This window comes from Wenzhouxiangella sp. YN1, from assembly GCF_056324145.1.
The window spans coordinates 1-15,076 of sequence record NZ_JBJNIO010000082.1 but is presented as its reverse complement, the minus strand read 5'-3'; the positions used below and the strand labels follow the sequence as shown (position 1 = coordinate 15,076).

The window sequence follows — 15,076 nt, the reverse complement described above, 5'->3', positions numbered from 1 at the left end:
AATGGCGACTTCTCTCACGGACACTCAACTGTGTCCGAGCGCAAGCAAGGCCATGAGCGACAAGCGACGCGACGATGACCAAACCCGGCTCGAGCAGGACGCTACCCGCGTACTCGGCAATGCTGTCGACGGCACCGAAACCGGCAGCGCGCAGGATAAGCTGAAGCTGCCCGGATACCAGGTGATTGAAAAGCTCGGTCGTGGCGGCATGGGCCAGGTTTTTCTTGCTCGGCAGCTCGAGCCGGTTGATCGCGAAGTAGCGATCAAATTGATCCAGCAAAGGATCCACAACCCGACCAGCGAGGTGCGGTTTCTGGTCGAGCGCCAGGCTCTGGCTCAGATGCATCACCCGGCGATCGCGCAGATCTTCGATGCCGGCACCAACCCCGATGGTTTCCCGTATTTCGTCATGGAATACGTGCGGGGAGAAACGCTGACGGCCTTCTGCAACCGACAACAGCTCAGCCTGAAGGATCGGCTGGCGCTGTTCGTGCGCATCTGCCATGGCGTATCACATGCCCACCAAAAAGGCATCATCCATCGTGACCTCAAGCCAGGCAACCTGCTGGTCACCGTAATCGACGGTGTGCCGCAACCCAAGATCATCGACTTCGGCATTGCCGCCACGGAAAGCTCGGCCAGCGAGCGCCGCCACCAGGGCACGGCCGGCACGCCCGTGTACATGAGCCCGGAGCTGTTCGACGAAACTACCGGTATCGACATCCGCGCCGACATCTACTCGCTGGGCGTGATCCTGTGCGAGTTGCTGACCGACTGCCGACCTTACTCCACGGAATTATTTGAAAAGACGGACACGCGCATTATCCGCGAGCGCCTGGCCAAGCTGCATGTCCCGGCCCCATCGCAACTACTTGAATCCGAAGAAGCTGACCCGGCAAGTGCGGCCAGAAATCGCAGCACCACACCCGGACGCCTGGTGAGGCAGCTTAAAGGCGACCTCGATGCCATCGCACTCAAAGCCATTGCCCATGATCGCGAACAGCGCTATCCCGGCGTTCCGGAGCTGGCCGAAGATGTCCGCCGCTATCTCGACCGCCAGCCGGTGCATGCGGTTGACGGCGGCCGGCTCTACTTCGCCCGGCGGTTCGTCCAGCGCAATGCTCTGGCGGTGACTGCAGCCTGCCTGGTAGCCATCTCGCTGACCGCCGGACTGACCCTGGCGATCCGCGGCATGACCGAAGCGCTTGAGCAACAGCAAATTGCCGAGACCCGCTCGGCAGAGCTCAAGCGTATGGTCGATTTTCAGCAGACCATGCTCGGCGACCTGCAGCCGCGCGAGCTGGGCCAAAGCTTTGTCGAGCGGCTGCGCAAGCAGCACGCGCAGTCATTCGACCACGATGCCAATGAGGACACGGTGGCAGCAGGCATCGAGGCCTTCGATCTGGCCGTGAGCCGAATCAACCCTACCGATCTGGCCCAGGATCTGCTCGACGAGTTCATGATGCAGCGCGCCATCGACAGCATCGAGTCCGACTTTGCCGACGAGCCAAAGCTGCAGGCCGACCTCTACGAGACCGTGCGCGATATCTATGTCGACGCCGGCATGATCGAGCGCAGTCTACCGCTGGCCGAGCGCGTGGTCGATCTGCGCCTGAATGCCCTGGGCCTCGATGCGACTGCAACGCTGCAGGCCCGCCAGCGCCTGTATCGGCTGCTGGGAAGGCTGGCCAGGTACGAGGCGGCACAAGCCGAGCTTGACGAGATCACGCCGCGCCTCGACCCGGACAATCCCGACCAGCTGCGCCTGCGCCATACCATCCACGACAGCGTGGCCAATCATCTGGCCAACACCGGCCAGTACGACGACGCCGTGGCCAAGGCCCGCGACAACATCGGGCTGGCCGAACGCGAACTCGGCCGCCACCACGCCTTTACCGTGCGCGCCATCAACACCCTGGGCTATGTGCACGCCAGATCCGGGAATATCGAACAAGCGCTCGAACACTTCCGGGCCAGCGCCGATCGCGCACGCGGCCACTTCGAGCCGCATGACGACGCCTACTACAGCGCCCGGCTCAACGTCGGCGCGGCGCTGGGCGCGCTGGGCCGGATCGAAGAAGCCTACGCGATCGAACGGGAAGTCTACGAAATCCTCGCTGATCACTACGGCCGCCGCCACGACTCCACGCTGAGAGTCATGAACAACATGGCGCTGAGCCTGATGGACCTGGAGCGCTTCGATGAAGCCACCGCCATGATGCAGGACATTCTGCGCTACACGCGCGAAGCCTGGGGCCCGCACAGCCCGATCACGTTGAGTTCCATCCAGAACCTGGCCGAGCTCTACCTGCGCACCGGTCGTGCGCAAGCAGCGCTGAAAGAAGTTGAACCAGTCATTTCATGGCGCGAACGTCTTCTGGGTGAAGATCATTCAGATGTCACGACCTCCCGCTTTCTGGCAGCAAAAGCCGCCCTCGCCCTAGAGCAAAGCGACCAGGCCCTGGCCTGGCTGGAACCCGTACTTACATACCAGCTCGAAACGCTGGAACCCGACGACCCTCGACTACTTCAGACCCTCCGCCTGACCGCCGACATCCATCAGCAGGCAGGCGACATGCAGGCCGAGACCATGCGGCGTCGGCAAGTCGCGGAACAGATCGCCGGCAGCGACGAATCACCGAGCCTTGACAACATCGCCTCGGCCCTGCGCTTGCTTGAACTTTACCAAAGCGACGGCAATGCCGAACGTATCGAAGCACTGACCGGTAATATCGAACGCTGGCTGGAAACCGGCGGCGAGGAACTCGATGAGCTGCGCGAGCGTTATCTTCGAGGCGCTGGAGACAAGATCGCGGATGCGGTTTCAAGTGGATGAGAAAGTTTTGTGCCGAATCCGACCTCAAGCAACCAGCGGGCGAATCAGCTCGAAGAGTGATGGGCGCAGCTGACTTTTCGTTGTTCTTCCCAGCCAGCCACGCCCAATCAGCTCACTTTCAACTCAATACGAGCAATCCAGGCTGCCGCGGTTGCCGTCACAACTCAAGTCACAGTCCAGGCCGTCGCCCGAGCCACCCACATCAAGCCCGTAAAGTGCCGCCAGCAACGCAAGCTGGGCACCAACATTGCTACCGCGAACACGATCATTCCAGCTGTGACCAGAAAAATGACCCGCTTCTTGCGAAATTACAGTTCCATCGGGGAGCCGGGCAGTATGGGTGAGAACTGTAAAATCAACAAAGATGCCCAAACCGCCCAGTTCGGGGCTGATACCGTCAACCTCTAATTGAATGGAAGTACCGTCTTCGAACTGAACAAGAATCCTGGAGTTTCCAAGAAACCATTCTCCCAGATACTTTTGCCCAACCCTGGCCACAAGATCGCCAACGCCGTATAAAAAGCTCGTCCAGACTGAATTGTGATGGTCGCCAAGATCGGCTCTCAACTGAAGTCTGGCAAGCCCGGCAGGCGAGCCTTCAGGCCCTACCAGGCTGATTGCACTGTCAACATCGGTAAATTCCACCCCATCCTGTGGCCCCTCAAGGCTTGCCGAGAAATCAAGGGCAATTGATATGCCTTCAAGAACAGCGGCCTTGACTTGCGGGTCTCCATCCACCGGCCAGGCTGTCTTGTATGGCCCGAATTCGTAAAACACACTCTTGAATCCGGGGAACTCCGGTCGCGGGCCACTGCCGTTGTCAAGAGGCTGCACAACGACCTGAAAGGCTTCCACATGATTGTGCGCAACATTGGCTACATAAACCGACCAGGTGAGTGGGGTGCGGACATGGGATGGCAGCTCCGGCACCTTTCTGGCCGCAGCAACCGCATAATGCGCTTGCTGCGTGCAACCATCGCAGTGAGCAACGAAATCGGGAGAGCCCTGCGCCAGAGCCGGCCCCGCAGACAACAGCAGCATCAGAGCCGCTCCGAGATTCAAGATCACAAAAGCGCTCTTGAAAAAACCAATGCTGAAAAAACCGATTCCAAAAAAAGCCAATCCCTGATTTGACCATGATTTGCCTCTACCAACGCTGCCTTGATAGCAAGGTAAGAGAACCGGGGCGAGGATGCAACTTGCCGTGACCGCAGGCATGTAAACGGCCATGCCGACAGGCTCTCATTGCCTGACTTCAGTGCCTGTCGCCGTCGCAAGCAACCCAGGCCCATCGGCTGCTGGAAAACACCGGGCCCGGCCGGGTACGCGGTAAACTTGTCGTGCAACCGTGATGAGAACCTGCCAAGACATGAAAGGACAAGCATGAAACCCTCGATTCTTCTCGGTACGGCGACCATTCCCGATACCAACAAGCAGATGCTGCTCTATCAACACGAGGTGAAGTTCTCGATCACCATTCCCGGCCGGGGCGAGCTGATGAACAGCCGCGTCAACGGTTCGGAGAAGGCGCTAGCGGAGCTGACCTGCGAGCGCATCAAGGGTGTGGCCAAGCCGCGGCTGCTGATTGGCGGCCTGGGCATGGGATTTACCCTGGCCTCGGCGCTGGAAGCAACCGGGGCCGATGCCGAAGTGGTGGTCGCCGAGCTGGTCCCGGAGGTGGTCGAGTGGAACCGCGATCTGATGGGCAAGCCGGCCGGGCACCCGCTGGCTGACCCGCGCACTACAGTTTACGTCGGCGACGTCAGCGACCTGCTGAAAAAACCCGAGTCGGGCTTCGACGCCATCATGCTCGACGTCGACAACGGCCCCGAAGCGCTGATCCGGCGCGAAAACGACTGGATCTATACCACTGCCGGACTCCGCACCGCCGCCAAGGCACTGCGGCCGGGCGGGGTTTTGTCGGTGTGGTCGGCCGGGCCCGACCGGCTGTTCGTCAAGCGCATGAAGCAGGCCGGCTTCAAGGTCGACGAGCGCGTGGTGCGTCCGCATAAAAAGGGCAAGGGCGCGCGGCACTTCATCTGGTTTGGAACGCCGGGCCCGGTACCCGTATAATCGAGCGCCTGTCAGGCTGCAAAATCCCGCATGTTACGGATCCTCATCACTCTGCTGGCCTTCATCGCACCCGCGATTCACGCCGCGAACTTCGACGGCGCCAATATGCGCTTTGCCGACATCGACCAGGACTTTCGCATTCTGCTCGAAGCCAAACGCGTGCCGGGCGCGGCCTGGGCCATCGTGCGCAACGGTGAGATCATCCACGCCGCCGGCCATGGTGTACGTTCGCTCGACGACCAGCGAGCAGTCACGCCCGAGACCGTCTTTCGCATCGCCTCGGTCTCCAAGACCTTCGCCGCCCAGCTCACCGGCCAGCTCGTGGCCGAAGGGAAGCTGCACTGGAACGACCCGATCCAGCGCTTCGTGCCGCAGTTCACCCTGGCGCGGCCGGAACACGCGCAGCATCTGACCCTGGCGCACCTGCTCGGCCAGTCGGCCGGCATCGTGCCCAATGCCTACGACAACCTGCTCAACGCCGGGAGATCGCTCGATCAGATCCTGCCGCAGTTCGGCAAAGTCGAGCCGATGTGCCCACCGGGGCAGTGCTACAGCTATCAGAACGTGCTGTTTTCGCTCATCGAGCCGGCCATCGAGTCGAGCACCGGTCACGGCTACGCCGAGCTGCTGCGCAAGCGCGTTTTCCAGCCGCTGGAAATGCAGCAGGCATCCGTTGGCCTGAACGATTTTCTGGCCAGCGACAACCGCGCGTCACCGCACGTCAAGGTCAGCCGCAAACGCTGGGTGCCGACCGAAGTCAACGAAAACTACTATCGCGTCGCGCCCGCAGCCGGGGTCAACGCCAGCGCGCTCGACCTGGGCCAGTGGCTGGCCGCAAACATGGGCTACCGGCCTGAAGTAGTACGGCCCGAGCTGGTAGCCGACCTGACCCAAAAGCGCGTGCACACCGCCCGCGAACTGCGGCGCAAGGGCTGGCGCGACCTCCTGAGCGACGCCCATTACGGCCTGGGCTGGCGCATCTACACCATCGACGGCCATGACCTGATTACCCACAGCGGCTGGGTACGGGGCTTTGTCGCCCAGGTGGCCTATTCACGCGAACACGACACCGGCCTGGCGCTGCTGCTCAACGCCGAAAGCAGCGCAATCAGCGATCTGTCGATCAAGTTCTGGCGCCAGCTGCTGCAGGAGCGCCCCTTGATCGCAGACAAGCGCCCGGAGCAGTCGAGCGAACTCGGTGCTGCGACGAGCCGGGCCACGGCGGCGGCCACGCCGGAATGAGCGACCGGGCTCCGATGATCGACCATCCGCGTGTCGCATCATCCGCCGAGCCCGGCCAGGTCGACTGAACTGCGGCCCGTTACTTGAGGCGGGCGTTCAGCGAGATTTCTGCACCCGCAAGCACCTTCGATACCGGGCAACCCTGTTTGGCCGCCTCGGCGTGCTTGTGGAACTCGTCCTCGCTGATGCCCGGCACCGCGGCTTCGGTCACCAGATCGATACGCGGAATCGAAGGGCCGTCGTCGCCAACCTCGAGGTGAACCTTCGCCTCGGTCGCGACCGAATCCGGCGTGTGGCCCGCTTCGGCCAGGATATTGGACAAAGCCATCGAGAAGCAGCCCGCGTGAGCGGCAGCAATGAGCTCTTCGGGGTTGGAGCCGGTACCTTCCTCAAAGCGCGAACTGAAGGAATACTGGCCTTCCCAGGCGCCGCTGGCCAGCGCCATGTGGCCCTTGCCGGACTTGAGATCACCCTGCCAGGTTGCATTTGCCTTGCGTGTCGCCATGGTTCGATTCTCCTTAGATAGCTGTTTGCGAGTGATTTTCATTGTACGCTTGCGCAGTCAGGCGTGGCGCCGAAATGGTCAACACACTCAGCGGCCAGAGGAACGAATGTGAGCATTTCCACCCTGCTGATCACCAACCCCGGCAGCCGATCCGGCGACGGCGACATCGATCATGCTGCCGAGCGCCTCGGTGAGCAGGGCGCGGTCGAGATCGTGCGCCCGAACGCACCACAGGCCCTGCCTGCGGCCATCCGCGAACACGGCCGTTCCGTCGACCGCATTGTGCTCGGTGGTGGCGACGGCACGATCAACCTCGCGCTCGACGCACTCATGGAAATCGACAAGCCGCTTGGCATCCTGCCGCTCGGCACCGCCAACGATCTGGCCCGCTCTCTCAACATCCCGAAGCCGATCGACCAGGCCGTTCGCGTGATTCTTGACGGCCGCCTGCGCCGCCTCGACGCCGCGCGCGCCAACGACGTCAGCTTCATCAACGCCATCGGCGTCGGCCTGGGACCCAGGGTGACGCGCGAGCTGGACGCCGCGGCCAAGGCAAGGCTGGGCGTGTTCGCCTATCTGCAGGGCCTTGTCCGGGCGCTGGAGCGCCAGCAGGTCTTCACTGCCCGGGCGCAATGCGATGACTACGTCCGCGAAGGTGAATTCATCCAGGTGACCATTGCCAACGGCATCCATTACGGCGGCGGCATGACCATCGCCGATGATGCCAAGCTCGATGACGGGCTGCTCGATGTCGTTCTGGTCACCCGCCAGAGCCGCTGGAGCCTGTTCAACAACGCCCTGCGCCTGAAAACCGGCTTGACCCGGGCAGCCGACAATCTGGTGCACTGGCGCTGTCGCGAGGTCCACATAGAGACCCGATCGGTCATGGATGTCACCGCCGACGGCGAGCTGCTGACGCGAACGCCCCTTGAGTGCCGAGTCATTCCTTCCTGTCTGTCGATTTTCTGTCCTGTCAGCTCACCGGCCCCATGAAAGTTCGGCAAACGGGCAGACAATCTGTAGCGGACAGGTAAACTGCACCGAGACTCAAAGTTCGGAACCGCCTGCCATGAGCGATACCAGCATTCACAGCGAGCGTCAGGCCGCGCTGATCGACGCCCACTCCTGCGCCTGCGCCCTGGCCCAGCGTTACGCCCACGCCTGCGACGCGCTTCTGGAAAAAGGTCGGTTGAAAGACGAGCTGTCTGCCCGGCGGACTGAACTCGACGAGCTGACCGCCCTTCTGGACTCACGCATTCGCAAGCACGGCATACTGCCCCACGACATCAACGTCGACCGCGAAGACCTGGCTCGCCTCGCCGACCGATTTCGCGAATGGCTCGACCACGAGCGCCACTCCCACCTCAAGCACGCCCTGGCCGAGCGCGAAGCCGAGCTGATCGATTGCCTGACCACGCTCCGACGCGCCGGCGTGGACGACGCGGAAACCAGCCACGCGGAAGCAGCCAGTCGGAAAATGATGGCGACCCTCGAGAACAACTGAGCCGGCTCAGCCTCTTACCCTGGCTCGAGCGACGCCCGACAGCCCCGGCGCCGCCCAGCCCAGCGCAATCCAGCCGGCCATGTGACATACCCCGCCCAGCGGCGTGACCGGCCCCAGCCACTCCAGACCCAGCGCCATGCGCGCATAGATGCTGAAGCTGAACAAAAGCGTGCCGGCCACGAACAGCCAGGAAGACAAGCCCAGACGAAAGGCAACGGGCTTCGACTCCACCAGTGATGCCGCCAAGCCCGTCACGACGATCATCACCGCCCCGAACTCGTGGTAGCGCACGGCGGTCATGACCGAACGCATCGCCGGCGCGTCCAGGCCTGCCGCCGGCCCGTGGCCGGTCAGCGCGCCGGCGACGACAGCCAGCAGGCCGAGCAGCGCGCCTGCAATCAACGAAAAATGCATCGTCCGATCTCCTGAAGCCGTGGTCGATTCATTATGCCGCCGGCCGTTTGCTGATTCGCATGGGTCGTTCATGGCTTTTCCATTAGCGCACCAGGGTGCTGTAAAAACCGAAAACCACGGAAGACACGGTAGGCACGGAGAATCCAGATCAAATCAGTCTCGAAGAGTTTTCATGATAAAGAGGGATTTTCCTGATTTCCCCCGGCGTTACCCGCAAGCACGCGTAGAGCAAAGCGCCCATTCTCGGGTTTTGAGAATGGCTGCTGCATAATGCGGAGCCATGAGCAACGAACTGCCCCCGAACGAAAACGTCCTGACCCCCACCGCGCGGCTGGCGCGCGCGGAAAAGCAGCGCCGGGCGATGGCCCGCAAGTCCGAAGGCGAGCAGGCCTGGCAGTCACCCGAGGTGCTGGCCTTTCCCGCCTGGATCGGCCGGCTGCGCGACGACTGGTTTCTGCTGGCCGATTCACCGCGGGTGCCGATTGCCGCCTCACAGGCGCTGGCGCTGTGGCGCTCGGTGATCGATCGCGACGTGTTCATCGGCGAGCCGCGCGTGGCCGAACTGGCCGCGGCTGCCTGGCGTCTGGTGCACGAGTACCGAATCGACGCTCCGTCGCAGTGGCCCGGGCCGCTGCTGAGCGAAGACAGCGGTCATTTTTGCGACTGGGCCAAGCGATTTGACCGGCTTTGTGAAAAGCACGGCCTCATCGATGAATGGGCATTTGCCGGCCGCCTGCCCGATCTGATCGCGCGCGGCGAGATCGAGCTACCCGACACGCTTCGCCTTGCGGGCTTCGAGCTGGCGGTGACGCCCTTGCAAAGCGCGATTCTCGACGCCGCCGAGGCAGCGGGCACACGCATCGAGCGCGACCCCGCGCCTGAAGAGGCCGCCCCGCTCGCGACCGTCGAAGAGCATCCAGAGGACGAGGACGAACTCCGGGCCGCAGCGCGCTGGGCCCGCGCCCGGCTCGAGGAGGACGCCGACCAGAGCATCGCCATTGTCGTACCCGGCCTGCGCGAGCGGCTGGGCGCGGTCGAGCGCATCTTCCGGCAGGTCTTCGACCCCCCGGGCTTTGCGCTCGAGCGCCGCCGCGACGAGCCCTGGCATGTCTCGCTGGGCCCGCCGCTGGCGCGCTGGCCGCTGATCGCCGACGCGCTGGCGCTGCTCAAGCTCGACCCGCAGCGCATCAGCCAGCCGCAGGCGGCCCAACTGCTGCGCTCGCCCTTTCTGGCCGGCTGGGAAGAAGAAACCGGAGCCCGCGCTGCCGCGCTGGCGGCGCTGGCTCGGCGTCGACCCTACTGGCTGCACACCGGCCAGCTCGCCTGGCAGGCCGGCGACAGCGGCGCGCCGGGCTTGTCGGCCCGCCTGGGCGCTTGGGAGCTGCTGCGGCGTCAACACCGCGACGCCGCCCTGCCCTCGCAGTGGGTGGCGCGTTTCCAGACCGAGCTCGAGACCCTGGGCTTCGGCCGCGGCCGCGGTATGGACAGCGCCGAGTTCCAGGCGCTGCAGCGCTTTCATGATCTGCTCGAGGACTTCAGCGCGCTCGATCTGGTCATCGAGCGACCGCTGGCGCGCGCCGCCGCCCTGCGCCGGCTGAGCGAGAGCGCCGCTTCGGCCAGCTTTCGCGAGCGCAATCCGGGCGCGCCGGTCGAGATCCTGGGCGTGGAAGAGGCCCTGGGTTCACGCTTCGACGCGATGCGCATCACCGGCCTGGACCACCAGACCTGGCCCGCGCCCACGCGGCGCGATCCCTTCATTCCCGCGCCGCTGCAGGCGAGCGTGCCCGCGGCGACGGCCGAAGGTGCGCTGGAGCGCGCGCGCGCCGAACTTACCGGCCTGAGACGCGCCGCGCCGGTGTTGACCGGCAGCTACAGCCGCGGCAGCGACGATGAAAAACGCCACCTCACGCCGCTGCTCGGCGACTGTCGCGTCGAAGAGATCGACCCGCCCACGAATTTCGCAACCGCGCCGATGGACGCGCCGGCCGACGACATGCGGGCACCGGCGCATTCCGGCGGTGAAGTCCGCGGCGGCACCGCGGTGCTGCAGCGTCAGAGCGACTGCCCCTTCAAGGCCTTTGCCGAGACGCGCCTGGGCGCCGGCGACCTCACGCCGCCGCGGCCCGGCCTCGACGCTCGCGAGCGCGGCAGCCTGGTGCACAAGGCGCTGGAGCATTTCTGGCAGGGGCTCGACGGGCTGGGCGCGCTCAAGGCCCTGGCCGAAGCCGCGCTGGCCGAACGTATTGCCGCGGCCCGCGACGCCGCCCTGGAAGAGTTCGCCAAACGCAGTCCGCTGGCGCTGACCGAAGCGGAGCTGACCATCGAGGCGCAGTGCCTGGAACGTGCCCTGGCGCGCTGGCTGGCCATCGAACGCGAGCGCGATGGATTTTCCGTGACCGCCCTCGAGGCGCCCATCGAGCTGGCCTTCGGCAAGCTGAAACTGACCGGCAAGATCGACCGCGTCGACGAGCTCGACGGCGGCGGCTCGGTGGTGATCGACTACAAGACCGGCGGCGCCGGCAAGAACGGCTGGGCGCCCGAGGCGCGCCTGGCCGACGTGCAGCTGCCTGCCTATGCGGTCAGCCTGCAGCCACGGCCTGCCGCCATTGCTTTCGCCCGACTCAAGCCCGACAGGATGGGCTTCGACGGCCTGGCCGAGGTCGACGCCGGCATCGGCGGCGTGGCGGTGATCGGCGAGATCAAGGGCCAGTCGAAGTTCCGCGGTGCCGAGTCCTGGGCGTCGCTGGTCGACGACTGGCGCGATCATCTCGAGTTCCTGGCCGCGGACTTCACGAGCGGTCGGGCCGAGGTCCATCCGCGCGACGCCCAGGTCTGCAAGTACTGTCACCTGCACGCGCTTTGCCGCATCAACGAGCGCGTGGCGCTGCCGGAGGCCGACAATGAGTGATCAGCGACAGCGTGAACTGGCAGTCGAACCGCAGCGCTCGGTCATCGTTCAGGCGCCGGCCGGCTCGGGCAAGACCACCCTGCTGGTCGAGCGCTATCTGGGCCTGCTGGGCGTGGTCGAGGCACCGGAAGAAATCCTGGCGATCACCTTCACCCGCAAGGCCGCCGCCGAGATGCGCGAGCGCATTCTGCAGTTTCTCGACCCGGACTATGCCGCCGGCGGCGACCACGAACGCGCGGCGGTGGAGAAAGCGCGCGCGGTGGACGGCAAGGTGGCCGAGTGGGGCTTGCTCGACAACCCGCAGCGCCTCTTGATTCGCACCATCGACAGCTTCAATCACTACCTGGCCCGGACCATGCCGGTGGCCAGCCAGCTCGGCCCCGTGCCGGCGCCGGCGGAAAATACCCGCGCGCTCTACCGCGAGGCCGCGCGCCGGGTGCTCGCGCGCGCCGAAGGTCGCGACGGGCTGGCCGACGACGTCACCCGGCTGCTGCTGTGGCGCGATAACCGCAGCCAGGACATCGAGGACCTGCTCGTGGCCCTGCTGGGCAAGCGCGAGCAATGGCTGCGCGCGCTGGGCATGAGCGGCGAGCCCGACCGCGAGGTCTTCGAGCGCGTCGTGCACGATGTAGTAACCGAGCAGCTCGCCGCGGCCCGTGAAGCCCTCGACGCGGGCCTTGCGGCCGCCGCAGTGGATGCTGATCAGCTACTGGAGACTCTGCGCCTGGCCGCCGGCAGCCTGCAGGCCGACGGCGTGGCCTCGCCCCTGGACGACGGCGACCTCACCGCATTGCCCGGCGCCGATCCGGCCACCGCTCCGAGCTGGCGCGCGCTCGGCTTCGTTCTGCTGACCAACGGCGGCACCTGGCGGGCCAGCCCCAACAAGAACCAGGGGTTTCCGCCCAAGAGCGCGCACAAGGATCGCATCGTGGCGATGCTCGATTCACTGCGCGACAACGAGGCGCTGGCCGCCCGCCTCGACCGCGCCCGCGCCCTGCCCGACCCGCGCTACGAGCCGGCCGAGTGGGACGTGCTGGCCGCGCTGATCCGGATGCTCGAAACCGCCGCCGGGGAACTCGAGCTGGTCTTCGCCGAAACCGGCCAGAGCGACTTTGCCGGCATCGGCGCGGCGGCCCTGCGCGGCCTGGGGGACGAAGACGCCGGCTACACCGATCTGGCGCTGTATCTCGACCAGCGCATTCGCCACATTCTGGTCGACGAATACCAGGACACCAACTGGGGCCAGTATCACCTGCTGGAAAAACTGGTCGGCGGCTGGCAGCCGGGCGAAAACCGCAGCCTGTTTCTGGTCGGTGACCCGATGCAGTCGATCTACCGTTTCAGAGAGGCCGAAGTCGGCCTGTTCATGCGCACGCGCGAGCGCGGCATCGGCACGCAGGCGGTGGAGCCGCGCCGCCTGACGCGCAATTTCCGCTCGGCAGCGGAGATCGTCGAGTGGGTCAACGACCGCCTCGGGCCGATTTTCCCCGAGCGCGAGGACATTTCCGCCGGCGCCGTCAGCTACGCGCCATCAGAGCCCGGCCGCGACGGCGGCGGCTGCGTTGAGGTCCTGGCCCGCCCCGACCGCGCCGCCGAAGGCGAAGCGGTGGCGCGAAAGGTGGCCGAAGCGCTGGAAGCCCACCGCGACGATCGCGACTACAAGGCCGCCATCATCGTGCGGGCGCGCTCGCATCTGGCCGATATCCTGCCGGCGCTGGAACGTCTTGACGTCGGCTATCGCGCCGTCAAGCTCGACCCGCTGCTGACCCGCCCGGTGGTCCAGGACCTGCTGGCCATCACCCGCGCGATCGCCAACCCGGCCGACACCGCCTCAGTGCTGGCCGTGCTGCGCTCGCCGGTCTGCGGCCTGACCCTGGCCGACCTCGACGCCCTGGCCGGCGACGGGCGCTCCCTGAGTGACGGGGCCGCCCTCGAGCGACTGAGCGCAGACGGGCGCCAGCGAGCCGGCAAGGTCTTCGAAGCGTTCGAGCAAGCCGGTGCGCTGTGGCGCAAGCGCCCGCTGCGCGACTTGGTCGAGGGCCTGTGGACGCGCCTGGGCGGGCCGCAGGCGCTCGCCAGGCCCGAGTCGGATGGACGCGATGCCGCGGCCTATCTCGACACCCTTGCTGCCGCCGAGGACGAAGGCCTGCTGTCGGACTGGAACGCCTTCATGGAGCTGCTCGACGAGCAATACACCGAGGGCGACCCGCCCCGCGACGACATCAAGCTCGAGATCCTGACCATGCACGGCGCCAAGGGCCTGGAGTGGGATCTGGTCGTGCTGCCGGGCCTGGACCGGGGCACCGGCGGTGATCGTCGGGAACTGCTCTACTGGCTGCCGTTCACGCCCGAATCCGGCGAGGAGCGGGTGCTGATCGCGCCGCTGAGATCGGCCGAGCAGGACGACAACACCCGGCTGATCAAGCTCATCGGCGCCGAGGAGAAACAGCGCGAAGCCTACGAGCACCAGCGCCTGCTGTACGTGGCGGCGACGCGCTCGCGCGAGCAACTGGTGCTGTCGGCCGCGCTCGACCCCGAAAAGACGCCGATCAAGCCGCTGGCCGCCAGCCTGCTGGCCGACCTGTGGCCGACCTGCGGTGAAGATTTTCTGCGCGCCCTCGATGCTGCACCGCGGCCGGAAGCCAACGACGCGGACACCCCGAAAATGCCCGACCAGACCCTGCGGCGCGTGGCCAGCGGCTGGCAGCCGGCCCTCGGCGAGCGCCTGCACTGGCAGCCCGCCCTGCCGCCGCGCGAGCGCGAGGTCGAGATCGAATTCAACTGGGCCGGCGTGCAGGCCCGGCGCATCGGCACCGTGCTGCACCGCCTGCTCGAGCGCGTCGGCCAGGTCGGCATCGAACGCTTCGACGAGCAGCAGCAGCGCGCGCTGGGTGAGCGCATTCCGGCGCTCCTCAAGGCCATGGGCACGGGCCGCGGCGACCTCGAGGCCGCCGCCGAGCCGGTGCGCGAGGCCTTCGAGCGCACGCTGGCGAGCGCGACCGGACGCTGGCTGCTCAGCGGCAGGCACCAAAGGGCCGCCTGCGAACTGCCGCTGACCGGGATCGTCGATGGCGAACTGGTCAACGCCGTCATCGACCGCACCTTCATCGACGCCAACGGCACGCGCTGGATCGTCGACTACAAGTCCGGCTACCACGCCGGCGGCGCGCTCGACGATTTTCTGGCCGAAGAGGCGGCGCGCTACGAAGCCCAGCTGAGCACCTACCGACGACTCTTCCAGCAGATGGGCGAAACCGATATCAAGGCGGCGCTGTATCTGCCGCGGCATGATCGCCTGGTCGTGGCGGGATGAGTGGTTGGTGGTGAAGGCTTAGCTGGTTGGCCGCCGTATTCCCGGCCTCCGAGCCGGGATCTTCCTGCCTGTGGCGCCAGCGCCGATAAGGCCGCGGATCAAGTCCGGGGCTTCGGGATCTGAGCTGGCTGATTGGATACGGTTTTCCCGGCCTCGAGCCGTGATCTTTTTTCAATGGTGACCTGCGCTGCGATGGCCCCGGATGTAGTACGGGGCTGCGGGTCCGGATCTGGCTGTTTGGATACCGTATTCCCGGCCTCGAGCCGGGATCTTCTTGCCAG

The 15,076-nt window shown here is 65.6% G+C and carries 10 protein-coding genes; 7 read left to right on the top strand and 3 right to left on the bottom strand.

Annotation, left to right across the window (positions count from 1 at the left end; all coding sequences use genetic code 11):
* Window positions 1-52 precede the first annotated feature (52 nt).
* A complete protein-coding gene (locus ACEWQZ_RS00665; protein ID WP_476481145.1) occupies window positions 53-2,836 on the top strand; it encodes a protein kinase domain-containing protein in 2,784 nt (927 codons plus the stop codon).
* A 123-nt stretch (window positions 2,837-2,959) separates the two neighbouring features.
* On the opposite strand, the gene ACEWQZ_RS00660 is transcribed toward ACEWQZ_RS00665, so the two are convergent.
* On the bottom strand, window positions 2,960-4,066 hold the full coding sequence (locus ACEWQZ_RS00660) for a hypothetical protein (RefSeq protein ID WP_476481144.1): 1,107 nt from the start codon (window positions 4,064-4,066) through the stop codon (window positions 2,960-2,962).
* Window positions 4,067-4,219: 153 nt separating this feature from the next.
* Here ACEWQZ_RS00660 and ACEWQZ_RS00655 point away from each other — a divergent pair, with 153 nt between their 5' ends.
* Both ACEWQZ_RS00655 and ACEWQZ_RS00650 read left to right on the top strand, forming a co-directional pair.
* On the top strand, window positions 4,220-4,909 hold the full coding sequence (locus ACEWQZ_RS00655; protein ID WP_476481143.1) for a spermidine synthase: 690 nt from the start codon (window positions 4,220-4,222) through the stop codon (window positions 4,907-4,909).
* Between the two features lie 30 nt (window positions 4,910-4,939).
* Window positions 4,940-6,151, top strand: a complete 1,212-nt coding sequence (locus ACEWQZ_RS00650; protein ID WP_476481142.1) for a serine hydrolase domain-containing protein — start codon at window positions 4,940-4,942, stop codon at window positions 6,149-6,151.
* 79 nt (window positions 6,152-6,230) lie between these two features.
* On the opposite strand, the gene ACEWQZ_RS00645 is transcribed toward ACEWQZ_RS00650, so the two are convergent.
* Window positions 6,231-6,656 (bottom strand): OsmC family protein, encoded by a 426-nt coding sequence (locus ACEWQZ_RS00645; protein WP_476481141.1) that lies wholly within the window; start codon window positions 6,654-6,656, stop codon window positions 6,231-6,233.
* Between the two features lie 108 nt (window positions 6,657-6,764).
* Here ACEWQZ_RS00645 and ACEWQZ_RS00640 point away from each other — a divergent pair, with 108 nt between their 5' ends.
* Entirely contained in the window at window positions 6,765-7,649 is an 885-nt protein-coding gene (locus ACEWQZ_RS00640) for a lipid kinase (RefSeq protein ID WP_476481140.1), read from the top strand.
* 76 nt (window positions 7,650-7,725) lie between these two features.
* Window positions 7,726-8,160, top strand: coding sequence for a hypothetical protein (locus tag ACEWQZ_RS00635; RefSeq protein WP_476481139.1), 435 nt, complete (start codon window positions 7,726-7,728; stop codon window positions 8,158-8,160).
* Between the two features lie 6 nt (window positions 8,161-8,166).
* Here ACEWQZ_RS00635 and ACEWQZ_RS00630 read toward each other — a convergent pair whose 3' ends face one another.
* A complete protein-coding gene (locus ACEWQZ_RS00630; RefSeq protein ID WP_476481138.1) occupies window positions 8,167-8,574 on the bottom strand; it encodes a DUF423 domain-containing protein in 408 nt (135 codons plus the stop codon).
* A 280-nt stretch (window positions 8,575-8,854) separates the two neighbouring features.
* Between ACEWQZ_RS00630 and ACEWQZ_RS00625 the strand changes: the two genes are divergently transcribed.
* Both ACEWQZ_RS00625 and ACEWQZ_RS00620 read left to right on the top strand, forming a co-directional pair.
* Window positions 8,855-11,482: a PD-(D/E)XK nuclease family protein gene (locus ACEWQZ_RS00625; protein WP_476481137.1), complete on the top strand. Its 2,628-nt coding sequence runs from the start codon at window positions 8,855-8,857 to the stop codon at window positions 11,480-11,482.
* Window positions 11,475-14,795 carry a UvrD-helicase domain-containing protein gene (locus ACEWQZ_RS00620; RefSeq protein ID WP_476481136.1) on the top strand — a complete coding sequence of 1,107 codons (3,321 nt, stop codon included), beginning with the start codon at window positions 11,475-11,477 and terminating at the stop codon, window positions 14,793-14,795. The genes ACEWQZ_RS00625 and ACEWQZ_RS00620 overlap by 8 nt, the downstream gene beginning before the upstream one ends.
* Window positions 14,796-15,076: the final 281 nt, after the last annotated feature.